Source organism: Bradyrhizobium sp. LVM 105, assembly GCF_003957705.1.
In the GTDB taxonomy this organism is placed as follows: Bacteria; Pseudomonadota; Alphaproteobacteria; order Rhizobiales; family Xanthobacteraceae; genus Bradyrhizobium; species Bradyrhizobium frederickii.
Window position 1 is genome coordinate 26,379 of the sequence record NZ_QZMV01000024.1, and the last position, 25,186, is coordinate 51,564.

At 57.7% G+C, this 25,186-nt stretch carries 21 protein-coding genes and 1 pseudogene; 12 read left to right on the forward strand and 10 right to left on the reverse strand.

Annotation, left to right across the window (positions count from 1 at the left end; translation table 11 throughout):
• Positions 1–377 precede the first annotated feature (377 nt).
• Positions 378–524, reverse strand: a pseudogene (locus D6B98_RS35870) (IS5/IS1182 family transposase); the annotation flags it as partial.
• Between the two features lie 382 nt (positions 525–906).
• Between D6B98_RS35870 and D6B98_RS35875 the strand changes: the two are divergent.
• Entirely contained in the window at positions 907–1,662 is a 756-nt protein-coding gene (locus D6B98_RS35875; RefSeq protein WP_126261708.1) for a hypothetical protein, read from the forward strand.
• A gap of 297 nt (positions 1,663–1,959) precedes the next feature.
• Here D6B98_RS35875 and D6B98_RS35880 read toward each other — a convergent pair whose 3' ends face one another.
• The gene (locus D6B98_RS35880) at positions 1,960–2,769 is read right to left on the reverse strand and encodes a S1/P1 nuclease (RefSeq protein WP_126261709.1); all 810 of its coding nucleotides are present in this window, start codon (positions 2,767–2,769) and stop codon (positions 1,960–1,962) included.
• A 229-nt stretch (positions 2,770–2,998) separates the two neighbouring features.
• On the opposite strand from D6B98_RS35880, the gene D6B98_RS35885 reads away from it, so the two are divergent.
• Positions 2,999–4,648, forward strand: coding sequence for a phospholipase D-like domain-containing protein (locus tag D6B98_RS35885; RefSeq protein WP_126261710.1), 1,650 nt, complete (start codon positions 2,999–3,001; stop codon positions 4,646–4,648).
• 24 nt (positions 4,649–4,672) lie between these two features.
• Here the strand turns inward: D6B98_RS35885 and D6B98_RS35890 are convergent, their stop codons facing one another.
• Positions 4,673–6,934 (reverse strand): T6SS phospholipase effector Tle1-like catalytic domain-containing protein, encoded by a 2,262-nt coding sequence (locus tag D6B98_RS35890; protein WP_126261711.1) that lies wholly within the window; start codon positions 6,932–6,934, stop codon positions 4,673–4,675.
• A gap of 308 nt (positions 6,935–7,242) precedes the next feature.
• Between D6B98_RS35890 and D6B98_RS35895 the strand changes: the two genes are divergently transcribed.
• Complete coding sequence (locus D6B98_RS35895; protein ID WP_126261712.1) at positions 7,243–7,854, forward strand: hypothetical protein; 612 nt, start codon at positions 7,243–7,245, stop codon at positions 7,852–7,854.
• Positions 7,855–8,318: 464 nt separating this feature from the next.
• Here the strand turns inward: D6B98_RS35895 and D6B98_RS35900 are convergent, their stop codons facing one another.
• The 6 genes from D6B98_RS35900 to D6B98_RS35925 all read right to left on the reverse strand — a co-directional run bounded on the left by D6B98_RS35900 (position 8,319) and on the right by D6B98_RS35925 (position 13,519).
• Positions 8,319–8,777 (reverse strand): hypothetical protein, encoded by a 459-nt coding sequence (locus D6B98_RS35900; protein WP_126261713.1) that lies wholly within the window; start codon positions 8,775–8,777, stop codon positions 8,319–8,321.
• 94 nt (positions 8,778–8,871) lie between these two features.
• Positions 8,872–9,582: a lipase family protein gene (locus tag D6B98_RS35905; protein WP_126261714.1), complete on the reverse strand. Its 711-nt coding sequence runs from the start codon at positions 9,580–9,582 to the stop codon at positions 8,872–8,874.
• A gap of 461 nt (positions 9,583–10,043) precedes the next feature.
• Positions 10,044–11,510: a ThiF family adenylyltransferase gene (locus tag D6B98_RS35910; protein WP_164719088.1), complete on the reverse strand. Its 1,467-nt coding sequence runs from the start codon at positions 11,508–11,510 to the stop codon at positions 10,044–10,046.
• Between the two features lie 23 nt (positions 11,511–11,533).
• On the reverse strand, positions 11,534–12,385 hold the full coding sequence (locus D6B98_RS35915) for an E2/UBC family protein (protein WP_126261716.1): 852 nt from the start codon (positions 12,383–12,385) through the stop codon (positions 11,534–11,536).
• A 96-nt stretch (positions 12,386–12,481) separates the two neighbouring features.
• Positions 12,482–13,114, reverse strand: a complete 633-nt coding sequence (locus tag D6B98_RS35920) for an ImmA/IrrE family metallo-endopeptidase (RefSeq protein ID WP_126261717.1) — start codon at positions 13,112–13,114, stop codon at positions 12,482–12,484.
• Between the two features lie 75 nt (positions 13,115–13,189).
• Entirely contained in the window at positions 13,190–13,519 is a 330-nt protein-coding gene (locus D6B98_RS35925; protein ID WP_126261718.1) for a helix-turn-helix domain-containing protein, read from the reverse strand.
• 327 nt (positions 13,520–13,846) lie between these two features.
• Here D6B98_RS35925 and D6B98_RS35930 point away from each other — a divergent pair, with 327 nt between their 5' ends.
• Genes D6B98_RS35930 through D6B98_RS35945 form a run of 4 tightly spaced genes read left to right on the forward strand, consistent with a single transcriptional unit; the run spans position 13,847 to position 15,870 of the window.
• A complete protein-coding gene (locus D6B98_RS35930; RefSeq protein ID WP_126261719.1) occupies positions 13,847–14,296 on the forward strand; it encodes a hypothetical protein in 450 nt (149 codons plus the stop codon).
• The gene (locus D6B98_RS35935; protein WP_126261720.1) at positions 14,293–14,655 is read left to right on the forward strand and encodes a hypothetical protein; all 363 of its coding nucleotides are present in this window, start codon (positions 14,293–14,295) and stop codon (positions 14,653–14,655) included. Before D6B98_RS35930 ends, D6B98_RS35935 begins: the two co-directional genes overlap by 4 nt.
• A 15-nt stretch (positions 14,656–14,670) precedes the next feature.
• On the forward strand, positions 14,671–14,874 hold the full coding sequence (locus D6B98_RS41740) for a DUF2235 domain-containing protein (protein ID WP_126261721.1): 204 nt from the start codon (positions 14,671–14,673) through the stop codon (positions 14,872–14,874).
• A gap of 6 nt (positions 14,875–14,880) precedes the next feature.
• Positions 14,881–15,870 carry a phospholipase effector Tle1 domain-containing protein gene (locus tag D6B98_RS35945; RefSeq protein WP_126261722.1) on the forward strand — a complete coding sequence of 330 codons (990 nt, stop codon included), beginning with the start codon at positions 14,881–14,883 and terminating at the stop codon, positions 15,868–15,870.
• A 425-nt stretch (positions 15,871–16,295) separates the two neighbouring features.
• Here the strand turns inward: D6B98_RS35945 and D6B98_RS35950 are convergent, their stop codons facing one another.
• Complete coding sequence (locus D6B98_RS35950) at positions 16,296–16,634, reverse strand: hypothetical protein (RefSeq protein WP_126261723.1); 339 nt, start codon at positions 16,632–16,634, stop codon at positions 16,296–16,298.
• A 265-nt stretch (positions 16,635–16,899) separates the two neighbouring features.
• Here D6B98_RS35950 and D6B98_RS35955 point away from each other — a divergent pair, with 265 nt between their 5' ends.
• The 5 genes from D6B98_RS35955 (at position 16,900) to D6B98_RS35980 (ending at position 25,066) form a co-directional block, all read left to right on the forward strand.
• Positions 16,900–17,982 (forward strand): hypothetical protein, encoded by a 1,083-nt coding sequence (locus tag D6B98_RS35955; RefSeq protein WP_126261724.1) that lies wholly within the window; start codon positions 16,900–16,902, stop codon positions 17,980–17,982.
• 104 nt (positions 17,983–18,086) lie between these two features.
• The gene (locus tag D6B98_RS35960; RefSeq protein WP_235884832.1) at positions 18,087–18,662 is read left to right on the forward strand and encodes a matrixin family metalloprotease; all 576 of its coding nucleotides are present in this window, start codon (positions 18,087–18,089) and stop codon (positions 18,660–18,662) included.
• A 20-nt stretch (positions 18,663–18,682) separates the two neighbouring features.
• Positions 18,683–19,837 (forward strand): S1 family peptidase, encoded by a 1,155-nt coding sequence (locus D6B98_RS41090; protein ID WP_235885263.1) that lies wholly within the window; start codon positions 18,683–18,685, stop codon positions 19,835–19,837.
• An 11-nt stretch (positions 19,838–19,848) separates the two neighbouring features.
• On the forward strand, positions 19,849–21,192 hold the full coding sequence (locus tag D6B98_RS35975) for an alpha/beta hydrolase (protein WP_235884830.1): 1,344 nt from the start codon (positions 19,849–19,851) through the stop codon (positions 21,190–21,192).
• An 808-nt stretch (positions 21,193–22,000) separates the two neighbouring features.
• Complete coding sequence (locus D6B98_RS35980) at positions 22,001–25,066, forward strand: TrlF family AAA-like ATPase (RefSeq protein WP_126261727.1); 3,066 nt, start codon at positions 22,001–22,003, stop codon at positions 25,064–25,066.
• Positions 25,067–25,186: the final 120 nt, after the last annotated feature.

Sequence of the window (25,186 nt, forward strand, 5' to 3'; positions counted from 1 at the left end):
GCCGGCTGCGCCAATCGCGGCCGGACGGGAAATTTCGGGAGACGAGGAGATAGCGGGCGCGCAACGGAGGGTCCGGCCGAGGGACCCTTCAGGGATACGGTTGGATGCCTTGCGCGTACGCGCCTCGGCTCCAGTTTCCCCGTCCTCCTGGCCGTGTATTGGGGACAGACGCGCAACGGGAGAGTGGGCGTGACGCAGGAGAACCGCGCCACATTACAGATTAGTGGTCGTTTACGAAGGAGCCGCTGAGGTCCAGTGCGATAGTGTGGAAAAACACTTTGACGAAAGGCATTGCTCCGATGGCCCTGGCGTTACCCCACCTGGCGGCAGAATGATCGGCCAATAGGGTGAAGAGTTTTAGGTGAAGAGAACCCCGACTAGGGCGCGGACTCATTAGCACTCAGCCAAATTCGGATTGATGCGAGTTTGACGAACGCAAGATAGTTCGCTGCGAGTTTGTCGTATCGGGTCGCGATACGCCGACATTGCTTGATCTTGTTGAAGAACCGTTCGATCAAATTGCGTGCGGCAATGCCCCCGTCACCATGTCGCTAATGCTCTGAATTGACTTCCGCTTTCGACGGCGCAACGGAGGTGACCTTACTCGTTCCCGGCTCGCCCCAGTCGCGAATGACCCGCAGCAGACTTCACTATTGAGCCGACCCAACCATGCTGCTATGCTTTAGCCGCATCATGCCTTTTTCGGTTTTGATGGCGGGCGGGTAATCAGGCTTACGGACTGCCGCCTGCGTTTTGAAAATGGGAATACTTCAGCCATAGGCCCCGCCTCCGGACGCATTTTTAAGTCGGCCGGGAAATGTTTATTGGACGTCATTTCCCTCCGTTCTTCCCCAGACTCGGAGGCGGGCCTTTTTCTATCAAGCTTGATTGAAAAAGGATTTCCCCATGTCTCTTTTGACAACCAGTGCGCAATTAAACGCGATTGATCGTCATCTTAGCGCGAATCGGGCCAGCCACTACCTCCTTGTCTTGATAGTTGCAGCTGGCATCGCTCACTTAGCGACCTGTGCGGCGCAAGCTCAGTGCGCGGCTCGCGACGTTTTAGAAAGACAGCTGAAGCTCAAGATGCGCCCTGCCGAAGCGTCTCAACAACTCATTAAGTCCGAGCGCGATGTTGTGACGTGGAGAAGGGTTGCAATAGGCACTTTTGCTGATTCACTGAAGCTTCGCAACGAGCTCGACCGGATAGGCTGCAGTGTCGGTGGGCAAGCCGCAGAAGTTTTCGCTCGGCCGACGTTTCTCATTGCCACTCGCAAGACGAACATCGAGCTTGCACTCGTATCACCAGCGCAGCTTGGGTTCACGTCCGATACTGCGACCTTGGCTGACGTTTACACGCGCGCTCGAAACTTGGGCTTTGAACTTGCAGCAGCCGAAGTCGGGCCGCAATTGCGCATTCAATATTTCGACCAGCCGATTGGTGAGTTTCTCATCATCGGAATGGATCCGATCAAGACGTGGAGCGGCGAGCCGGTTATTCTAAATGTGGCGAATGGCGGTGCCGGATTGATCCTAATCGGCCAAGACGGTAGAGCCGAAGCCGAAATACCGATTATGTCTCGGATCATTTTCGCACGCTCGAGTAAGCCAGCTCCCAGCACCGAACTCACCGATCAAGCTGCAGTTCTTCTACCGGACTGAAAAGGAAAGGGCCGCTATTGGCCCTTCGCGTCATTTAGCTGCGCTGGAGAATTTAGTCGCTATCGAGGCATAGCGGACTCTGGCAAGCCGTGCGCTGGCAGATTTATGGGTTCACGGCCTAAAAAGTACAAGTGTTGCGGGGTGCCGGTTGAAAATGCCGGCACCCATGCATTTCTCAGATATCTACGCCAGTTCTATATAAAAAAGAAAAAAGCCATCCGACGGGCCGCGTATGGTCGATACGGCCCACGCAATTGTGCGATACCGCTGGTGGTGCTTCCGTATTGAAGAGCGGGCCTACTCGGCAAAGATACTGTCGAGCAAATTCGCGAGCCGAACGCCCGCCTTCTGAAGCTGCTCCCTCACGATAGGTTCGTTTGCGGCGAGATATTCGGTGTTGACGGTCACGCTGCCCTCGGGCTGGTCGCAGTAGGAGCCGTGCATCACGCAATAGCCCGTCTTCGCGGCTTCCGAGATAGCAAAAGACTCGTTGGCCCAATCGCTCGGGTCCGACGAAGTCCACTTGGTCTTCATCGCAGGAGTGATCGCATCGATGAGGTCTGAAGCCGCTTCATCGACATCGGGCCCGACTGCATGATTCACAAGACAGCTGTCCCAGGCGCCGTGCAGATTGCCCGAGCACTCGCCCTTCACCCTGATATTGTTTCCTCCCCGGTCGTCCTCAAAGGACACGTGGAGAGGCTGATGTATGTCGCCAACCCAGTGTCCAAGCGACTTGAGCGCAATAAGCCTGTCGGCCCGCTTGGCGTGCTTCGAGTTCACAATCTTCGAGTCGTTGAGGATGGCCGTGAGCACACATTCCGGAGCGTTCGGGCAGGTGTCCCCTGTTACCCCCCGCGCGTCGCGGGGCAGATTGATGAAGTGCTCCGATCGGCGAATGCGCGGATGGTCGGGAAACACGCAGGAGTCGGCGAACGTGTCGAACCTTTGGTCCGCCTGGATCAGCTTGCGTATGGCTGCGCGCGTATCCGGCTGAGCGAGCCGGTAGGCAATCTCGCAGACGATCTTGTGGCCTTCGTCGCCCCATGCCGAGGCGCTGGTGCAGAAAGCGAGAAGGAGAACAGCGGCTAAATAAAAACGGCGCATGCGGCTACCTCACGCCAAGACAATATGGCTGGAGCTTATCACCCCAAGTTGCGGTAGAGAAGAAGCTCGCGGCTGAGAAATGACAGGCTTCCGAGCAACGTAAAGTTGAACGCCGGCTCAGAGTGTGCATCAATAGGGATCGGGAAGGAGATCTGGGGAGGCTGCCCTTTTGCGGGCGGACTCTCGTCATCCGCCCGGTCATTTTCATTCAGCGATTTCAGGGGCATCCATGAGAGAGAACAGGACGAGGAACGGCCTGAAGGTCAACGCCGTTTCGGGCACCTACGTCGTCATGCTGGGTATCAACCTGCCGAAGCAGTCGTGCACCGGGCTGCGCGGCTTCGCGATACACCGCGTAGATCAGACATCCGAAGAGGCCGGATATATGACCGGCATGAAGGCGTTTGCAGAGACCGACCCCGGCTTCCCGGCCCCGGCGCACTACTCGACGCGGCAGCATCCCATTCAGAGCTTCCAGTGGGCTGACTACACGGCGGAGCCAGGCCACGACTATACCTACACTGTGTCGGCACTGAAGGGAGACCCGAAGGATCTTGAGGTCTTCCGGGAGGTCAGCGTCGACATCTCCACCGAAAGCCCCGAGGGCGGCGACGAGGACGTTTACTTCAACCGGGGCGTTGCCGGCTCCCAGGCCTATGTCGCGAGGTTCGGCGACAAAAGTCCCAAGAACGTCCCCAATGGGCAGGCCTGGATTTGGCTGTCCCGCGGGCTGTACGAGGCAATTGAGGCGTTCGTCAATTCCTGCAAGAAGGGCGACGGACTTCGCATCGCAGCATACGAATTCCACTACCCCGACTTCCTCAAGCTTCTTAAGGCCGCGAAGAAGCGCGGGGTCGACGTCAAGGTGGTTTACGACAAGCGGGGAGCAAAGCCCGGCAGGAAGAACCAGCAAGCGATCAAGACGGCAGGGATAGGTTCGTTCTGCATCCCGCGCACCGAGGGCAAGTCATACATCTCGCACAACAAGTTCATGGTGCGGATGCACAACAAGAAGCCGGTCTCTGTGTGGACCGGCGGCACCAATTTCTCGGACGGCGGCATCTTCGGCCATTCGAACGTAGGCCACCTGGTCGAGGACAAGGACGTCGCGGCCAAATTCCTGGAGTATTGGGAGTTGCTGGCGAAAGACCCGGAAACGCCGGCCGAGCGGAACGAGGTCGAGTTGATGACCCCGCTTCCGAAGGGAAAACTGCCCAAGGGCGTGACGCCTGTGTTCAGTCCCCGAAACGACCTGGCGGCGCTTCAGTGGTATGCCACACTGGCAAAAGGGGCAAAGGAAGGGCTCATGATGACCTTTGCCTTCGGCATGAACAAGATCTGGAAGGAGGTTTACCGCGAGAACAATGCTCAGTTCAGGCTCGCGTTGCTGGAGAAAGCCACGCGGCCTATGAAGGATGGCCCCGAGAAAACCAAGGAGCTGAAGGACATCCAGGCGCTGAGGGCGATGCCGGAGAACACGTTCGCCATCGGCGATTTCATCCGTTCCAACAAATACGATGGCTGGGTGAAGGAGCGGCTGACCGGCCTCAACACCAACGTTCGCTACGTGCACAACAAGTTCATGCTCGTCGATCCTTTGACCGACGATCCCATCGTGGTCGCGGGTTCTGCCAACTTCAGCGACGCCTCCACGACGGACAACGACGAGAACATGCTGGTGATCCGGGGCAATACGCGCGTGGCCGACATCTATCTCGGAGAGTTCATGCGGCTGTACACGCACCACACCTTCCGGGAGTCGCTCAAGTGGCGCAAGACGCCGCCGAAACCGCTTGAGACCGGTGACTGGTGGCGCGACTACTTTGGCAACACCGAACGTTCCATCCGTCGAAGGTTCTTCGCCCGGACGTCGGACTAGCCAACACTGTGGGGTCTGATTGCCTCACAACAATTTCACGGTCACCTTGGCTTTGCCTCCGTTGTTCGGGTAAAACGTGTCGCTGAGCCATGGCAGGCCGATCACCGCGTCGTTGACGTACAGAAAGAGCTCACCGCTGCGTGCAGCCTTGAACGTTGCCTTGTACGTTTGCGGAGTCGTGTTCGGAAGCGGGATGGGGTCAAGGAAATACTCGTCCACGCCGGTCTCGCCCACCCGCGCGATGATGCGGTACCAGGGTCTGAACAGGATGCGACGGAGGAATATCGCACCGCGAAACTTCCACCGGTTGGCAAGCTCTATGGTGGAGGTCCGGAAGCCACCTGGTGTGGTCGGCCGCTCGGCGTCGGTCCAAGGCTCTGTGACCGCGATCCTGATCTCATACGAGCGGCCGGAAAAGACCTTCAGGCCTGTTGGCGCACAGATCGCCGACGTCGCGAAGTCCGCGCTGTCCTGGTCGATGCCCTTGTTGACCGGGATAAGCCTGGCCTCTGCCGTGCCTATGCAGAATGCACCCATCGAGTCCGCGACGTTGAACAGGAAATGGCTCGCGACCGTCGCGCCGAACCAGACCATCACCACCACCAAAAACAGGGGCAGGACGTGCCGCTTCGCGGCGCGGATGACAAACTGATAGAGCGGGTGGGTCCTGAACGCGTAGATGGCGTCGTGCATCAGGCCAGAGAGCGGCACCGGCGCCGCCCGGTCTCGCCAGAGCAGGCGCATCCGGTCCTTGATTTTGCTGCTAAGGCTGCCGCCAAGAACCATAAGGATGATCACGGCGACGACGCCGCCGGCGAACCATTCGGGGTTCGCGGCGTACCAGTCCGTCCACCAGTGAAATGATTTCGGCAGGAAAGACTCGATGAACCGCACGGCTTCGGAGACCATCCGGATCGGTGACTCGAACTCATGCTCCTTGATGCGGTCGTGGAAAAGCCAGAACGCCGCAAGATGCAGCGTGGCGGCCAGGGTGGCGAAATACGCCAGCCGACGCATCCAGACGAAATTCCAGAGCTTTTCCTGTGCCGCAAAGCGGGCGGTCGCACCTGCTGGCGTCTCGAATGTCGTCGGCCCGAGCGGCGTGAGCTTGCCGTTGCGGGAAACCATGAGGTACTCCGGCGGCAAGCCGATCGGAGCATAGGCATTGCAGCCGCTGTCGATACGGTCGAACACACTTTCGTGGATCTTCGGCAACTTGACGCTGACGCCGACATACGGGTCATTGCACAGGTCAGAGACCTTCCGCGGGCCATAGCGATAGTAGGAGCCGAGGCCGGAACGCGAGTCATAGAGGCGGCCGTCCTTATCCTGCGCTGAACTGATCAGCTTAATGGAGTCGGGGTCTGCGAAGGGGGCCTCCTTGAAAACGAGACCACGCTTGATCGACTCGTCGACAAGCCAGGACAGCGGTACGAACGATACGGCATCGTCGGGATAACCTCCGCCCACGTTCGCGTGCATGCCGACGAACCAGACCTGGACCAGGCGCTCGTCGTCAATGGTGGTGGGGACCGCTGGCTTGGATTCGCCTTCCTCGGTCCAGAGCACGGGATGGAAGGTCGTCCGCTCATCGTCGAGCGCAAGCGCGTGCCTTGCGCATTTGACGCGTTGGCTCAAGACCCGGTTCGGAAGCTCAAGGGGCCAGATCCAGTTGCTGACGCCGCGCGTCATCTCGTCCATGGGCAGGCCGTAGGCCGCGACCGTGTCCCACACACCGACGAACTCTATGGATGGGATGTCCTTGCGGACGATCTTGGCGTAGGGCTTGTTGCCTTGCAAAAGGTCGAGCACCGGCACCAGGACGTAGTCGCGCAAGGCGCGGAAGAGCACCTCGATCCGCAAGATCGAGTGGTAGCCCTTTGCCCGGTAGGCCCTGTAAGCCTTGACCGCGCCGTTGTGCAGCTCTGCTTCGGTATCCGCCACAACCAGGCCCTGCTGAAGAATGATCGCGCCGAGGACACGCACGGTGAACGCGCCACGGCTGAAGCCGAAGAGATAGATCTTTGAGTGGTTCTGGTGATCGTAGTTGCGGCAGATGAACTTGTAGGCGTCGAGGATGTTGCGCTTGAGGCCGTATCCGAATGCGCCGCCCAGCACAGCGAGCGGAACGAAGGACGAGGTGCCCACGCCATCGTCGTATTTCGCGGCCTGGCTGTTGCCTTGCAGGTCGAGCGCCTGGAACATCCGCCAGACGTTCGTGCGCCAGACGCTTGAGGCGGCATTCCCGGTGCCGTCGGACAGGATAATGATCTTGGGGCTGGCCATGCGAGCGCCCTCCCTGAAAAGATAAAGTGAATGCGTAAGCGTAACAGGTGCCGGGAAGATTTCAACCTCTGATAGTCGTTCTATCAAATTCCGGAGCCCGCCTTCTCGCAGTGCTTTGGGGACAGACGCGCAACTGGAGATGGGCCTGAGACGAAATAGGACGGCGCCAGAATGCTTTTCTTTGGTCGGATGGACTTGGTGATCTGGACGAATAGGAGGCGCTGGCCCTCGGCGCTCCGCGGCTATTGCAGAGCACAACGTCAGCGGGTGTGCTATACGGACGCTCCCATTCAGGAGCGGCAGAGCACATGGCGAAAAAGAGGGAGATCGGAAAGTGCGTCCACTGCGTGAAGGAAGGCGTTGAACTTACGTCGGACCATATGTTTCCGAAGGCCTGGTATCCTTATGCAACGCCAGAAACCCTGGAGAGGTGGACATTTCCAAGCTGCTTCGGCTGCAACCAGCGCTTCAGCAAGATCGAAGGTGATCTGCTGAATCGCGTCGCTCTTGCGCTCGACACCAAGCACGAAGCATCGCAAGGCCTGGCCGACGCCGCTTTGAGGGCAATGGACCCCAAGGCCGGTCGGGATGAGAAGGACGCGGCCGCGCGAGCGGCCCGAGGCAAGAAGATGCTTGCAGAGATGTTCAAGGGGGAGGCAATCCCGGAAGGCCAGATCATGCCAGGGCTCGGCGAACGTTGGGGGCGGCCGAAGACCGAACAGCTTGCTATCAATATTCCCCGCGCGAGCTTTGACGCGATGACCGAGAAGATAGTGCGAGGGCTGGCTTATCGCGAGGATGGGCAGTTCATTGAAGCTCCCTACAAGATTGAAACCTTCATCGCTGAGGACGAGGCAGCGAAGGTAGTCAAGGAGTTGCTTGACAAGGCGGGCAAAGAATCAAACGCGAGAAGGGTCTAGAAATACGCCGCGCCGTGCTCGACGGAGACAAGCGGTCTGCACTGTATGAAATAACGTTCTGGCAGCAGTTCAAAACGTACGCGACGGTCGGATATGATTTCCTGCCGGGCTATCGTCTTCTAGACAGAAATGAGGCCGTCAAAGTCGGCGATCTCTGGTGTCACCAAGGTAAGGTGCACAGGTTTTGGCTACCCGCCAAGCTTATTGGGAAACAGCAACCCAATAACGACTATTGCAGAAAGATTGGTGTTTGAGTTCGCCTTGGGTTGCGGACGGTTCACTTGGTCAGAAATCAACGCTTCGCATGGCGCACTTCAGGCCCAGTTTCCCAAACTTGCCGTGCATCGAGGCAGGCCTGCAGTGATAATCGGCCGACCAACAATTTCGGTCGTTTGCCGCTTAACTCGTCGGTTGCTCGTTGGACTCATTCAAGCAACCTATGAGCGCCGAATCCTCTGGATATTTCAGTCGTGTCGGCCTTGAACCTCGCCGTACACGAGAATATCGACGTAGTGCTTGCCGGCGATGCGTGCGGCTGCCCATCTCACGACGTATTCCGCGCAACCGGGTTCGTTATAAATAAAGTGACGAAATCCACCGGGTGACCTGAGTTCATTGCGGGTTAAGGTGTGTATGGCAATCGGCCCTGGACAATCGGGGGCAGAGTTGGTGCTTACCTGTGGATTGGCAGAACTCATGAACAGTTCCTTTCCGTAGACGGCAAGGCACATGGCCGCTATCGCGTTTGACAGGAGAATGGCTAGTGAGACAACAGCTATGACGCCAAAGAATATGTAAGATGCGGGCAGGAAGAAGCTGTGCATAAAGCTGTCCACCAACGCCTTCGGAAAGGCGAAGATTCCTAGCACCGGAAGACACACAAGAAAAAAGATCCACCGTACGCCTTCACCGATAGCCTCCATCAGATTCGAATTGAATGAGGCGAGCCTCCGGCCCAATGCGCCAGCAGCGATTGATAGGGTGGCCTCGTCATCGATGCCTCGCAGTATGAGAAGGTCAGACTTGTGTTGGGGTTAGTCCCTCGTGAGATGTGTGCTGTACGAGCTGCTTACCCAGCCTGTCTCTCTTTTTCTTCTGGCGAGTGGAGTTAAAAAAGAAGTGGGCGACAATGGCGATGAGCGCCAGCGGACCATAAAGCACCAGCCAGAATTGCGTCAGGGGCTTAATGATGCCTGTCAGGAAAAGGAACGGGAAGACGCCAAGCATTACATTGGCAGCAAGATAGACAAACGTCAGAACTGGACTCGGCGAAAGTATGCTTGAGCGCGGAAAAATCTCGATAAACGGTGTCGCAAGCGTCGCGACCAGAATGTGCTTATCGGTACTCTTGAGATGCGTGGTCGCACGCACCGCAACGTTACCGCCGTGGCTATGTGCGATGACAAGCTGCCTCCTGCCTGGATTCAACCGCTGTTGCGATTCGAGCTGGTCCGCGAGCTGGCGCGCTGCGCTTTCTCTCGCAGCAATCGAGTTCGAACCGGACCATTTGCAGACTTCAAAATGCGGGGCAGGAATGCCCAGGGTTTCCAACTCAATGCTTAGGTGATGCCGGAATTCCGAACCCGCCTCAAACCAACGTGGAGACTTGGTCGGCTTATCCAGACTGAAGAACCCGCGTCCCCAGGTGCCGTGAACGAGAGTGATGATCCAAGCAGGATCGGCGGATGGTGCAACCATTGTGCCCCCCAATGCGGCATCCAATGTCATCTTGTATGGTCACCTGGATATTGGCAAGAGGCTGGCACGATGGCGGCGAGCCTCGTCAAAGGTCAAGCGGCTCGCGGACGAGGACCGGCAAGTACACGTATCCCGCTGCTACTGAACCGTAGAACCGATGGAAGCCATTGTGGACCGTGAAGCGGTATGGGCCCGACCTGGCGTGGTAGACCTCGACCGGAGGGAGCGCGCACTCGGGAGATTGGAATGCGAGGAGTATCGGGACCAGCTTGAACTTCTTAAGCATGGGTACGCCGGGATTGCGTTGAGGCGGCGCCACGTCGGCGAGAGGTACCACGTCCACGTCATTCCCGGCTCGCACCTGGTACGGGTAGTAGCCTCCCGGACCGGGCTGGAAGCGTTCCATTTCGGCGAATTGCCACCAATCGTCCGGTATCTCGAACGTGTCTGTATTTGCTGGAAGGCCGAAGCGCATGACTGGGGTTAACTTATCAGCCGATGAAAAGGCGTTTGGCTGCGCGAGAGATTCGCTGGAACAGGCTCGGGCTTGGCACCCGCTCAGGCAACTTCTCTGGGACATGGTCTCTGTTCGCAGGAGGTGCGCCAGTCACCTCAAACCCGCAGTGATCCCCCAGTGCGACGATATCGGCAAAGAGACATTCGGGGCTGCATTTCCCGTGTTGGCTCGGCTCCATGAAGCTGCCTACGAAATGATAGAGCTGCTGACCGGGGTTCGATCGGCCAAGAGGATCGAGAACCATCGCCAGCATCTGAAGCGTCTGAAGACTCGCGCAGGACATCGAGAAGGCGAAAACGTTTTCGCGAGCTTTCAGCGGGTGGCCCTTGTCCAATCCCTGGATGTAGGTCGGGTCGTCCAGGTAACCCTCCCGTTCCAGCTGAACAAGCCCAGCATCGTACTGGCCGATGCACTGCATACATTGATGTCCCACGGTGACTGTATGTGCGCGCCAGTCAGCGGCGGCCAATTCCTCCTGTCGGTTCGTGCGCACTGATATTCCGCCATCAATGACAGGAATCAGGTGAGCATAGGCAATCAAATTGAGGACATGCCTTCCCCAAGGGCGGTCGACGCAGGAGAACAGGACATTGCAATCCAGCGCGGCGCGAAAGCCGGCGTCCTCATAGACAGCCGCCACGACCGGCAGGGCGTTGAATCGTGCTGCCGTTGCGCATTCGCCTAAGTGTCCCGCCAATGCTTCCGCCTTCAGCACCCCGACATTGCTTCGCTTCGCGTAGAGGAGGCGGTCCAGATTCTTGGCCTCGATCCTGTCGAAATCAACCACCGTAACGTCTTCAATTCCGGTACGGGCCATGCCCTCGGCGATGAAGGCGCCCACACTGCCCGCTCCGACGATGCCAACCCGAAGCCGCGCGAGATCGGCCTGCTTCTTCCTGCCCCACGCAGAGATCGTTCGTATCTGCGCATCTGTCCCGCGTGGGACCGGCGCGAGAGCCTCCATGAACGTTGAGCGAAGTTTTTCTCCAACCACGCGGACGGTGGTGCAGTCCTGCCTTGCGTACTGGCGCGGTGCCGTGCGTTCCCAGAATCTGGCGCTCCAGGCTCCATCGCTTGCGACCGTGAAGCCCACGAAGGGAAACTTCGTGGCGCCGTAGACGGCGGCTGCATGACCCTGCTCGGTGTTGATGTCATCCGGACTCATGCCCTGCCATGCCAGGCCGCCCGGGTGACTGTGCATGAGCGCGAGACCTGCGCCAGCCTCCGCGGCTTCCGAAAGGGCTCGGGTGAAATAGTGGGATTCGAAGCTGGCGTTGCCGTGGACGTTCCGTTCGCCTTCGCGCGGTAAGATCAGCCGTTCAACCAGAGCGGTCGTCCGCGTCTGCCCTGTGCTCGGGTGCCAGAGCGCGAAGCAGAGATCTTCCTGGCGGTCGGCGCGTAACAGGTGACGTCGCGCTAACGCGTCGACCGCCTCGGACATGGCCGCACTCCGGACGGCCCTTGTCATTGCGTGTCCCATAGTTTCCAGACGTGGCTCATGTAGGTAGCCACCGCCTTCTTCGCGGCGCCCCAGTTCTTGTAAGGGCGAGACCAGTATTGCCATTCACCACCCAACGCGTTCTGAAAGTCGGCGCTGTCGTGAATGCCGCCCCTCGGATGTTCGCCTCCGCCCTGGTTGGGATAAAACCTGGGGGATACGTGGACTCCCCTAGGCGATGTCATCGGGAAGTCCCCCGGTACCACCAGACCCAGCTTGATCTGCTGCCCGGCGAATTTGCCGGTCGGAATTTCGTAGTCGAAGTAAACATGTTCGGTCTTGCCGGGTGCAATCGCGGGATTGAAACCGAGCGATTTCAGACCCGCGATGAAGCAGGGCACCCCGGTTCTTGCAGTCCCATCGGAAACTGGAGCGGGACCGACCGAGATCACCTGGAAGCTGGCGTGATCGTGCAATCTGAACGGGACGTCGCCCTTGCCTTGAAAGTTGGCCTGGTGGTGGGGATCGGTCTCGACGAGATAGTGCGTCGCGACATCCAGACCCGAGAACTCCTTGATGATCTCGTTCGGAGTCCACTTGCGTTGCTCTGTCTCGTAATCCTCACCGTCCACCGAGAAATGGATGATTTTCGGATGGTGGTGGGCCTCTTCAAGCTCCTCCTCGGCAGCTTCGAGCTTGTGCTCGGCCGCGTCCAGGTCCTGCATGCCGTGCTGGATCTCGTCCTTGGCCTTGTCGATGTCAGCCTTGGCCTCCTCGATATCGTGCAGGGCTTTGACTTCATCGTGCCCGCAGGCCTCGTGGCCCTTGGGCCCCGCCTCAATGGGCTCCTTATGACCTTCCTGGTTCGCTTCGCTCATCTTGCCGTCTCCTTTATCAATTAGTCAGCGGATATGCTGATTAGCGTATTTTACGCCGAACGACGCCCGAGTCAACTGGGCGCCAAGTTATTGATTTCAGGAGAAAAGATTACCGGAGGCTAGTTCCTGGCCGAGAATCCCCAGAATCTTCAGGCGCACGGTGGCCGCCTCGCGTGAGACGGCAAAGCCATTCACGACTGCATCGATCAGTGCGACGCCATTCTCGCTGGTTGGTGACGAGGGCCCGTAAATGTTCCGCTGCTGCTGGATGTCGCCCACGACTCTCTTGAGGTAAGTCCTTGGCATAAGGGCCGCGCCAGATACATAGCCGGCCTGCCATTCCATCCAGTCAGTCTTGCTCGCGGAGACCATCGTATCCCGCTTGCAATAGATGGCATTGGGCTTCCGATTGCCGTCCACGGCTAGCTGGCGCTGCTCGAGCGCGAAAAGGTAGGCGTGCAGGATCACATGCCCGTATTCATGGGTAAGGGTGGTGCGCAGCCGGTTCTCGAACCTGTGGACGTCATTGGAGATCGAGACCCTTGGCTTTCCGGCGCGGGCAAACTCAGTGACGCCTTCAACGCCGGCGCCATACATGGTCAGGTCGGCATGCTGGTCCAGATCCGTAACGTCCCGCTCGATCAAGGTCGTGATATCGTCAGTCGAAATAGGAAACTCGACCTTGCCGTGCTTGCTCCGCAGGTGGTCCGCCACGAGCTTTTCGAACATGGAATCAAGTTCGGCAGGCTCGTAGTGAGGCCTCTCCCGAAAACCATGCATCGTGTCGCGGACGTACCTCAAGCGCTATCCTTTCAGGTGTCTCCGAAACGCAACGAATGCCTGGTTGACCTGGTCAGGAGTGGATTTTCTTATCAGTTTTCTGTCCTGCTCGGGCAGCATTCCGATCACGCCGTACAAAGCCAGCGGGTCTATCTTTAGGACCTTCGCAAACTCGCTCACCAAATGGTCTGAGGACGGGCTTCTGCGATCGTGCTCGATGTCGTTCAAGTACTGCGGAGTTATTGCCTCGCCGTCCTCCTTCACGATCTTAGTGGCGAGTTCCTTTTGGCTCATGCCCTTCTCCTTGCGCGCGGAGGCAATTGCACGTCCAAAGGACGACATATCCAGACCCATACCGTAGACCTCTCCTATTTTCTGGAAGCTTATCAGCTAATTAGCTGATTGTCACTCGTGAAATGCCATTCGGTGCCGCAGATGCTATCGCCAGAGTGACATTTTAGACGGGAAGAAAGTGCCCCGCATCGTTTCCGACGCGGGCCAGGTAGCTCTGCACGTTGCGGGTCATCAGCTCTCAACGGGCTTCGACCATTTCCAAGTCTTGGAGGATGGTTTCCCTTGCCGCGCCAGCGTAGCCCAGTCGGTCAGTCGCCCTGGCGCGTATCATCCGTAAGCGTCCGCCTCAGTCCCTACTGGTTCAGTATTGGGACCGTCCTTGTCGAGGTGCTGGTTCTCTACCTCTGGATAGCCTTTGCACTCCGCAAGAAGGATCACACGTTGGGATCTTTCTTGCGCGCGTTGAACCCCGCACAGGTCTCCGCGGGCCCGGACGGCAAAGGAAGTCTGTCGACCTTCCAGACACTGGCTTTCTCTCTGGCGGTTGCTGCCCTGATTTCGCTGCTTCTCCTTCAGACCGGAACGTTGGTTGATCTGTCCGGATCGATCCTGACGCTCTTGGGCATTAGCGGCATTGGCGCAACCATAGCAAAGGGCACTGACAGCCAACGGAATACGTTGTCGGCAGACAATCGGGCATGGCTCCTGCGCCGCAATTGGCTTCCGATGGCAAAGACGTCAGTCGATCCGTCGAATGCGAGCTGGCGTGACTTCTTCTCCACTGACGGTGCCTTCGATGTGTACCGCTACCAAAGCTTTATATTCGGCTGGTCGTGATCGGTGGGCTGATCGCGGCGGGCGTAAACCAGCTTTCGACCTTCGTCGTTCCGGACACGATCCTGGGCATCGTCGGACTTAGCCAGCTCGTCTACATCGGCGGCAAGCTGGTGACACCCACGAACATTTCCGACCTCAATGCGGCCATTGCCAGTCTCCGCTCTGAAGAGCAGAAGCTCAAGGCCGCCGCGATCGCCGCTAAGCAGGGCCAGGTGATAAGCCTGGCAGAGGCGATCCCGCTCGTGGGCCAAAGCACCTACGACGCATACCGTCAGACAGCCAGGGATGTAGCCGCCATCTTCACCGATGCGACCGGCATTACCGTCGCTGATGCATCCCTCGAACCTCTCGTCACATGATAAAGGCAGACTGACATGGCTAAGAACATCTTGGTGTTCGCGGACGGCACGGGCAACGAAGGCGGTCTCCTGCCTGACGAGAGCCGCACGGTCTATAAGCTATACCGCGCTACGCGTACCGGGCCGGATTCGATCATCGACCCAGAGAGGCAATTAGCACTCTACATTCCCGGATTGGGACGCCTGTGCCTGGACACACCAACGCTTGGGGCAGGTTGAAAGAGACTGTCCAGCAGATGTTCGGATCGGCATCACGAAGAAGATCATCGATTGCTATGTCGCGATTATCGGCGTCGGGAGCCTGAAGATCGTATCTACCTGTTCGGCTTCAGCCGCGGCGCCTATACGGCAAGGTGCCTCGCGCACGTGCTCGAGCTCTGCGGTATTCCGACGAAGGAGGGGGACGGTCAGCCGATCAGTCTTGATCCGGCTTCCTTGAGGAAAGTTACCAAGGAGGCGGTCTCCTCGATCTACTGGCTTGGAATGCCAAGGGCAGCCGCGGAAGCCGACAAGCGGGCGGCGCAGTTTCGCAATGCCTACAGCTCACAGGTCGGACGTCGTGCAGGGGCTTCCGCCTATTTTATCGGAATTTGGGACGCTGTCGCCGCGATCGGTTGGCAACGCTTCTTTCCAGACTGGGCTTACGATCGACATTTTCCATCGGATATCCAGTACGCACGGCATCTGCAATCAATCGATGAGGGCCGGAGGGACTTCAAGCGGGTACCCTGGGGAGGAAGCGGTACTGTGAAGTGGCCAGACCGAGAGGGTGAGCCCGAGCAGTTCGACCAGATCTGGTTTGCCGGCAATCACGCCGACATCGGTGGAAGCTATCCCGAGAACGAATCTCGCCTGTCAGATGTCACGCTGGCCTGGATGGTGGAATTCATCACCCAGAAGATTCCGGAGGCCGGTCGCGTCTTGGTCGATAGTGACCGGTTAAGATTATATCCGTCGGCGGACGGCATGATGCACGATGAATGCATGGTGGGTATGGGTGGCACCGCGCTCAAATGGTCAAAGGCAGTGCGACAGGTGCCCGACACGGCGCAGCTTCACCCAACCGTCTATGAGCGGCTGTCAATGAAGGCGGTGCGCAATTTTACGAGCTTTGCACCGTACAGGCCCCTCGCTTTGCAGAACCATCTTAAGGCCAAGGCATATTACGAGGTCGCTAGCAGCGGAGGCGGTGGCACGGCCGCAACCAGCAGCTAAAAGAAGCAGGAGGCTACCGTGAATGGTACTTTTCCCACTTGATTCCAGCGCGGCTGCTACCTGCATTTCCGGATGGCGATCGAATGCGGGCGCCTTATGGATCGTCTCTGGTCAACCAAAGGATAAAGGAAAATTGCTGCCACAGCGGAGCTGAGTCCGATAGTCCAGCCCCACAAACAATCGCCGGCGCGGAACTATGCAATGTGCCAATGTGCGGGTATCCACCACATGGACAGAGTAGCCCTGTATCGCTGCGGGCAGGATTCGGTGAGTGTTCCTCGCTTTGAATAGGCTTGCCCCCGTCGGGCAGGTCGCAATGCGCTGACGCCCTGCCGCGGAATGAACCAGCATCCGAACTCCTCGAGGTGCCACTCACTTGGCGCGATCGGCCAGTGAGAGCGCCGCTCGGCAAGCACCCGGTCAATTTACCGTACGAGGCCGCCCATCCTCAACGCGGCCAATTCGGGCGTTTCATCGGATAGCGACCACGAAAGATGGCCGTCTCCTATCGAGTCGATGAACGCTTCCCGCGCCTTCTCGATCCGCCTTTCCGTCAGATTTCGGTAGGCCTTGTGGGCGCTGCCGGGAGCACTGCGAAACAGCGCGTCAAGATCAACCAGAGCTTTCCTGAGCTCGTCGCGACTTGCATTCGCAATCGCCTCGTTCCCGTGAGCAAGCTCTTGGGCTGCCTTTTTCCAGGCAGCAAAGGCCTCTCTCTCGGTTCGGTTGTCGACGGGTCCGGGCAAAATCTTGGTCCAAATCACGCAAGCAATATGTCTCTTCGATAAGCGCGCGTTAGCCTGTTTGCAATCGGCTCGACGCGTTGCTCACACCTCTTGGTCTCGATGTTGTCCGGTGATTCGGCTCGGCTTTCGATGACGCGTCGCGGCTCGCGGAAAATCTGCGCCAAGAACTCGGGGGGCAACGAAAAGCTGCAATGTGGTCACGATGCTATTGACGAACTGATGCGACTGTTTTTCAATCTAGCGGGAGATCCGCGCGTGGTCAGCGACGCGGACGGGGGCGATCATGTGGAAATTCAGCCGCGCCGCGGCATGCGCTGGCATTTGCCTTGCCATGGGCGGGTGCACGAGCCTGTACCATATTCATGATCCGCAGACCGGCGTGATCACGGCCGGCGAGCTGCCGTATTTTCTCAAGTCAATCAGGTGTGAGGTCGTGACCTTCTACCAAATCGAGCGCGAGAGGCGGAAGGAATACCTTAAAATCTACAAAACCCGGCCAGAAGAAGCGTTCGACAGGTACGCCCATTTTGACATCGACCCCTTCCTGTATGGCACCTTCTTCCTGGAGTTGAAAGTGACCGATACCGGCGGACTCGGGTCAGGGACAGCATTCGACTACAAGCGGATTCTAAGCGCGACGAGCAGCGATATCACTCATGTAGGCCCCACCGCTTCGGCCCAGGACACTTATGACCTGATCTGGTCATTCCTCATGAAGCAGAACGCCCAGCTTGCGTCCGATACCACTCCTGCCACTGCCGGTTCTGGGACCTATGAACGTGGTTGCTATCGTGGAACGCCGACTGATCTGGCCGAGCTCGAGGCCCTCGCCGAGAATAAATTTCCGGAGCGGGTCGCCTATAAGCGCATCATTGTCGATGCTTCGAAGCCGTTTGCGACGTGGTTGCGGGACAACGCTGTTCTCATCTCGGCCAACAATCTGACGCCGGCCATGCCTTCGGAGAGCGCGGAGCCAGCGCAAATGACCTACACGTTCTCGGTTCAGGTGACCGGCGGCGTCGAGGCAAAGTACTCGCTCACTTCGGTGCGTTGGACCCCCGCTGCAGTCCAGGCTTCTGCCTCCGCGCAGCAGTTCAGCAATCTCGGGATTTATATCAATGGTCCGAATGCCGTGCTTGCCAATGGAGCCAAGTCCGGCTCGGCTGGCTATGCGGCAAAAACGCCGCCGCTCGGATCAAAAGATAACCCCATTTATACAGCCCCTTTGCCAGGGGGAGAGAAATCGCAGGAACTCCCGGGAGGAGCGGGAGCTGGCGGTCGCCGCACTGGGGGCGGACCTCGGACCAATGGTTTCATTGTGGCGCCGGTGCCAGTCTTCCCGCCGAGCCCAACTCCGACCCAGTAAGAAGCGTGTTTCGCCTTTGGTTGCCCAGACTCGTACTGCTGCTCGCGCTCTCTCTGTCTTGGAGCGCGAATGCTCAGCCTGCGCTTCCTTCCGGCGTGTCCGAAATGGAGTTATACGGCACGGTCATCCGCGGTTCGAAATGGGACATCAAGGAAATCCCGGTCTGCTGGGAAAACCTCAAAGCGCAGGACAGCAAGTATGCCGACCTCGTCCGGAAAGCGGTTGCGGAGACTTGGGAGACGGCAGCGCAAGGGGGCGTCCGGTTTTCGAAGACGTGGCCCGCCTGTACCGACGGCGCGTCGGGCATTCATGTGCGGATCGCCGACGAGGGTGCTCACACGGACGTTGTCGGAAAATACCTGGACGGCAAATCCTCGGGCATGACTCTCAATTTCAGTTTCAATCATTGGAGCAAAGGCTGCCAAGACAAACGCGAATTTTGCATTCGCGCGGTCGCGGTCCATGAATTCGGACACGCGCTCGGCTTCACGCATGAGCAGAATCGTGATGATGCTCCAGAGCAGTGCCGCAAAGAAAAAGCGTCAGGCTCGGTCGGCGATTACAAAGTCACCAAATACGATCCCGATTCAATAATGAACTATTGTAATTCAGCATGGAACGGAAACGGACAATTAAGCCCACTCGATATCGCCGCTGTCAGGACATTCTATCCGTCCTGACATTTGGCGTCGTTACGTTGATGTGCGCGCCGGCGCGAGCGGACCGCGCGGCGGTGCAGATTGCCGCGCGCTACAACGTCAGGACGGTTCACGTCCAGTTCGTTGGCGTGATGTTCAACGGCAAGCAGGAAGTCGGTGGTGGTTCCGGGCTACTGATCGGCGATAGCCTCGTGCTGACCAACAGCCATGTGATCGGACGCGAGGAGAATTACCAGACCTTCGAGGTTGATGCCCGGCTCGGATCGCGCAATGCGAACCCGATCAAGGTCACTGCCGTGCATCGCGACGATACCCGGGACCTGGCACTCCTCGAATTGGCGCAGCCAGCGGGAAGCAGCGGCGGAGCCTCGCGGTGCCCGATGCCTGTGATCGACGATAACCAGCAGGCCCCGATGGGCACCCAGCTGTATCTGCTCGGCTACCCACTCGATCTGGATCTCAGCATATCGAGCGGCCTGATCAGCAACCAAACCAGCCCCAACGGCCGGTGGCAGACCGATACGGTGATGAACGTCGGCAACAGCGGCGGGCCGGCTTTCAACGAGTTCGGCGCACTGCTCGGGATCGCGGTCGGCGGTATCGTCAAGTGGAATGAGGCCCAGGTTTCGGGTGTCAACTTCATCATCCCCGCGACTGTGATCACGGCAAGCCCACTCTACAACATGATCGCCGCCATTCCCCAGCCGTCCGTTTGCTGGACGAAATGGGTGGACACAACGATCTCATTCGAGAACTGGAGCAAGCTAAACTCCACGCATGTGCAGACCCAGGCCAACGCTGGCGTGAAGATCCCCGAGATTCTAGCTGGAGCAATCCACACCCTCGTGCCCGAAGACCGTCGCCTCATCGTGAACGTGCCAGCATCGCAGCTCGTCGAGCCGAAGCAGATCGATCGCTCGTATACGGTCAACAAAACCAAGGACGATCACCCGGTCGTGTTTGCCGAGCATTCGGCGGATTATACCGAAAACTTCCCGGCTGAGCCCGGCTACCGCATCACAGGATGCAAATGGCATGTCGAGACGGCAAATGGCGCAAGCAATATCGCTTGCGCGATCAACGACGGCGGAGCGCAGGCGCGCTTCACCTATAAGCTCACCAGCGGGCCCGCCGTGGACAGGTACCGCGGATGGTTGGGGGCTACGGTCAATGTGTCTCAGGTCCTTGCGAAGTAGGTGTCTATAGAATGGTCATGCTTGCATCGCAAATTCGGGCCTCGAACCGTCTGCAACGGATCGGAGAGGTTTGCCGACGTCTCCGGACAGTGCTCATTGTTTTGTTCTGCGCGCTCGCGACCGGTTGCGCCCATCAGGGGCCGGCCTCACAGCCGCTCAAGCCACATGTCCACAAGGCCCCCAAGAAACATGGGAGCGCGTTGAAGAGATACGGCTACCGCTACGGCCCTGGATACTACCACCATGTTCGACACTATCATGGCTATCGGCCATGGCGGCCGGCGACGGGTGAGGCAAGCGAGGAGGCACCTCCCAACAAGAGCACCACCGGAGCCGAGGTGGTGGTCAACAAGTCTGCGATCAAGGGCTTGGTACCGGTCTACTTTGCCACCAATCGCGTTGTGACGGGCGGGCCCGGTCTAGAATTGAGCCAGATCTCGTATGGCCGGGCCGCTTCCAACACCTTGGGCTATGTGACGGTCAGCATTCCTGTTATTCACAAGATGGGCGAAGTAGAAGTACCTGGAACGACCTGGTTGGGAATCAAAGAGGCGGAGCAGGACGGTAAACATTTCCGTATTCAGAAGCTGAATCGGCTCTCACGCGAGGAGTTCGCGGCTGCTATAGCTAATCCGGCAGATAGCCTGATGCTCTTTGTCCATGGCTATAACGTTGCGTTTAATGACGCGGCTTTCAAGGCAGCCCAAATCGCTTTTGACGCCAACTACAAAGGCCGCGTCATGATGTATTCCTGGCCGTCCAAGGGCGGATGGAAGGACTACGACTACGACCGCGAGAGTGCTCTGTTCGCGCCGGATGGCCTCTTCGACCTTCTCCAGCTGATCAAGCAGGAGGGCAAGGTCTCCAGAATCATCGTCATTGCACATAGCCTCGGTAGCGAAGTCGTCCTTGGCGCCTTGCAGCAAGCTGCCTTAAGCCAGACGGCGCTTGGTATTACCGAGTTGATTTTTGCTGCCCCGGACGTGGACCGCGATCTTTATCTGCAACGTGCAAATCAAATTAAGGCAGCCGCAGGGGCCGTGACTCTCTATGCCTCTTCGACGGATCTGGCACTGCTAGCTTCGTTGAAGAAAGCACAGTCCAAGTCTCGAATGGGGTTCGTGACGAACAGCGGGCCAACTCTCGTGCCCGGTATCGAAACAATCGATGTTTCGGCCGTCGGAAGCGAAATGTTTGCTCTCAACCATAGTACGTATTCTACGAGCCGCGCAGTTCTCGATGACATTGGCCGGATTATCTCTTCTTCAGCGCATCTTAAACCGCCGCAGCGGACTCCGACCTTGCGATCGATGCCCGACGATTCCAACACGACTTATTGGATGTATCCCTACTAAGGCCTGGCTATTCGGCTGTTTGCAGACGCGTTTGTGGCGGCCGAAAAGAGACAGCAAGTGTGAGCGCGCTCAGCACGAAATGTTGAGCGCGCGGAACCGAGAGTGTTTGATTATATGACAGTCACGCCATCTGCCCGGAGTTGTGCTCCCCTCATCATCCGAAATTTACGATATGCAGGCTTTCTGTGTCGGGCTGCTTGCCGCGAATCATGCCTTCATCGCGCCGAAAGGCTGCGTTGATTGCTCTAAACGGCACGTACAGCACACCAGAAGCCGAATAAGAACGAAGCGTTGTCGATTCACTGCGGCCTCCGATTGTAATCGAACAATCTGAGGGCTTGGGGCCATAAGGAACGGGTGGGGCTACGACGGCTGCTGCATTGCTTGCGTTGTCGTATCCAAGAGGCTCTTGGGAGCTATGTCGGCTTCGATAAACGTCGGGCTGTATGGGAGGGGAAATGAAGCGTTTCGTGAAAATTGTAGAGAGGGCCGTCAGCTATTCGAATTATCGGACGATTGGCTAAGAGTCGGACGTTCGAGACGGCGGCGCCCCGTGAATGTGAACGAGACGATCGACGAGTCGGTATTCGAACGCTGGCGGGCGGATGCGTCATACCGTCTCAGGAATCTTGTCGGATGGCCGATCGGAAGCACGTGAATCCGGCAAGCTTGAACAAATCTGTTCGCGCAGACGACCCGGCCGTCAGCGCTTCGTATCGAGAGCATCGACATTTAGGTGTGATCGCCGCATCGGAATTAAAACTAATTGGGTTTCGTTCAAGAAAAACTAACTGGAAGGATTGCAGGTATGTTTGCGAGGGGCTCCGAATGGCGCGAGTGGGATCTGCATGTCCACTCGCCAGCCTCATTTCATTGGGACGGCGAGCGCTTCGGTACGGACAAGGTGCGAAACCGTCGCCTCGTCGACGAGATGATCGGTGCCCTAAATGACGCTGCTCCAGTGGCGTTCGGGCTCATGGACTACTGGACGTTCGATGGCCGGTTCGCGCTAAAGGCGCGACAGAGCGAACAAGGCGCTCCGGCACTTCTGAAAACAGTCTTTCCTGGTATCGAACTGCGGTTGGCAGCGCCAATGCAGGGCCGGCTTAATGCCCACGTCCTCTTCTCCGATGAAATCAGCGATCAGCACCTCAGAGACTTTCTCTCGCGGCTCAAGCTTGAACTCATCAATCAACCGCTATCTCGTGATGCGTTGATGGAGTACGCCCGCTATGTGGGCGCGGACAAACTGGCCAAACATGGAATTGACAAGAGCAGGGTTGTTTCAGAAGACGAGGAGGCCTTCGCCGCTGGATGCAGGATCGCGGAGTTGAAGGTCGACTCGTACAAGGAGGCGATACGCGAGGTTCCCAGTGGTCGCGCAGTTGGCTTCATGCCGTTCTCGACCTACGACGGACTTGATTCAATAAATTGGACGGATCACTACGCGTATGCGCTGGGTCTGTTCGAATCTTCTCCCATTTTTGAAACGAGAAGCACGGATTATTGGGCCGCCTTTTGCGGTGTTGAAACAGAAGGAAACAAAAAATGGCTCGATAATTTCCAGGCGGCATTGAAGGGCGTTGCTCGACTCGCGGTCTCCGGCAGCGATGCCCACAGCTTCCGAGGTAGCGGGACCAACGACAAGCGCGGATACGGTCAATTTCCCTCCGGCAAGCGTACGTGGATCAAGGCCGATCCCACCTGGAAGGGGCTGTTACAGGTGCTGAAAGAACCTGCGAAACGCTCGTTCTTAGGCGAGCTGCCGCCGAAGCTAGAGCGGATCAATGGCCACAAAACATTCTACATAGACCGGATTAGCGTCTACAAAAAACCTGACAGTGCGCTTCCCGACACTTGGTTGCACGGAACCGAAATCCTTCTGAACCCAGAACTCATCGCGATCATTGGTAACAAAGGAAGCGGCAAGAGCGCCCTTGCGGACATCGTGGCGTTGCTAGGAAACTCGCAGCAGAATGCTCACTTCTCGTTTCTCAAACGCGACCGATTTCGCGGGAAGGCGGGTGAACCGGCGCGTCAGTTCATCGGCAAGCTATACTGGCTAGCTGGCGATCCATGTGTGATGAGCCTTGCCGATGATCCATCGCCCGAACGGGTTGAACTTGTTCGGTACATACCTCAGGGACGATTCGAAGCCCTTTGCAATGATCACGTGTCAGGCAAGACAAACGAGTTCGAGAAGGAACTGCGCGAGGTGATTTTTTCACACGTTCCGAACAGCGTCCGTCTGGAGGCTCTCAGTTTCGATCAGCTTATTGAGAAACAGGAGAATGTCTTCCGAGCTCAAACGAGCGAGCTTCGCAAAACGTTGAGGGCGCTCAACGAGCAGATCGTTGAAACTGAGGATCAACTCCATCCCAACGTCCAGAAAAATATCGAGGAGCAGGTCAGGCTCAAGGCGAAGCAGATCGAGGAACACGTGACAGTTAGACCTGCACAGGTCGAACAACCTACGGCGGCTCTTACTGCCGATCAGCAAGCGGCAAGTGCAAGGCTCGCGGAGATCGGCGCGGCGCTGGAGCAGCTCAAGACTGAGGCCAAGAAGGTTGCCGATGCTAAGCGACTGATCGGCAAAAAGCAGAGATCGCTCCGCAACATCGGCGAGCGTATTAGTCTGTTTGAGAAGCAATTCGCGTCCTTCGTATCAGAGATCGCGGATGACCTCGCCGCAGTCGACCTGACAGCGGAGAAGATGATTAGCTTGACAGTCAACCGCCACGTACTGATTCAGCTTGAGCAAACGATCCTTGCGAGCGACGCAGAGATGGCAGAAAGGATCGACAGCGCCGCTAAGAGGGAAGCGGCTCTGGTCGCTGAGCAGAAGCAGCTCTCGCAGACATTGAACGACCCGCAGCAAAAGTACCAAGCGTACACGGAAGCCTTGAAGAGTTGGCAGGTCGCCCTGGAGGCAATTGAAGGATCCGAAACGGAGCCGGAAAGCCTTAAGGGATTGCAACGACGGCTCGCTCAGTTAAATGAACTTCCGACGGTACTGGCACAAAGGCGGGCGGCGCGCCGGGAGATTACCAGCCAGATTTTTGCAGTACTCGAAGAACAGCGCGCAGCGCGGGAGGCATTGTTCGCCCCATTGCAGCAGTTGATTCAGAATAATTCGCTGATCCGAGACGACTACAAGCTTCAGTTTCAAGCCAAGCTGCTCGGCTCGCCTGACGCCATAGCGACGAATCTTTTTGGAGCCATCAAGCAAAACATTGGAGAGCTGCGGGGCGAAGACGAGAGCTTCGTCGCGATCCGTAGCAGATTTGAGAAGTATGCCTTTGAAGATGCGGCCGATGCGGTTGGCTTTGCCGAAGAGGTCACTTCCCTGCTGACCGAGAGCGCCGATAAGGCGGCGCCCAATGTCCCGGGGATCAGGGCACTGATGAGGAAGGACAAGGCCCCGTCGGAGGTCTACAACTATGTATTCGGACTTCAGTATTTGGAACCGAAGTATACGCTGCTGTTCCAAGACACACACATCGAACGGCTGTCGCCCGGGCAGCGCGGTGCTCTTCTATTGATCTTTTATCTCTTGGTCGACAAGGGACGAAATCCGATCGTCCTCGATCAGCCGGAGGAGAATCTGGACAACGAGACGGTTGTGAGCTTGCTCGTTCCGGTTCTCAACGAAGCAAAGAAATCGCGACAGATTATCATGGTAACGCATAATCCAAACTTGGCCGTCGTGTGCGATGCCGAGCAGATCATACACGCAACATTCGACAGAAAGAATGGCGCCCGCATCTCGTATCAATCAGGTTCTATCGAGGATGGAATAATCAACAGGGCTGTCGTTGATGTGCTGGAAGGCACGAAGATCGCCTTTGACAATAGAGGTCAGAAGTACCACTGAGCTCTAGCGTGAGGTCGCCGATAGCGACTTATGATGACGCTGCCTGAGCTGGCCCCGGTTGTCTGAACAGAATATCCGCGTCGATAAGTGGAGCCTCTGCCGGGGTTAGGCTGCCGTGCG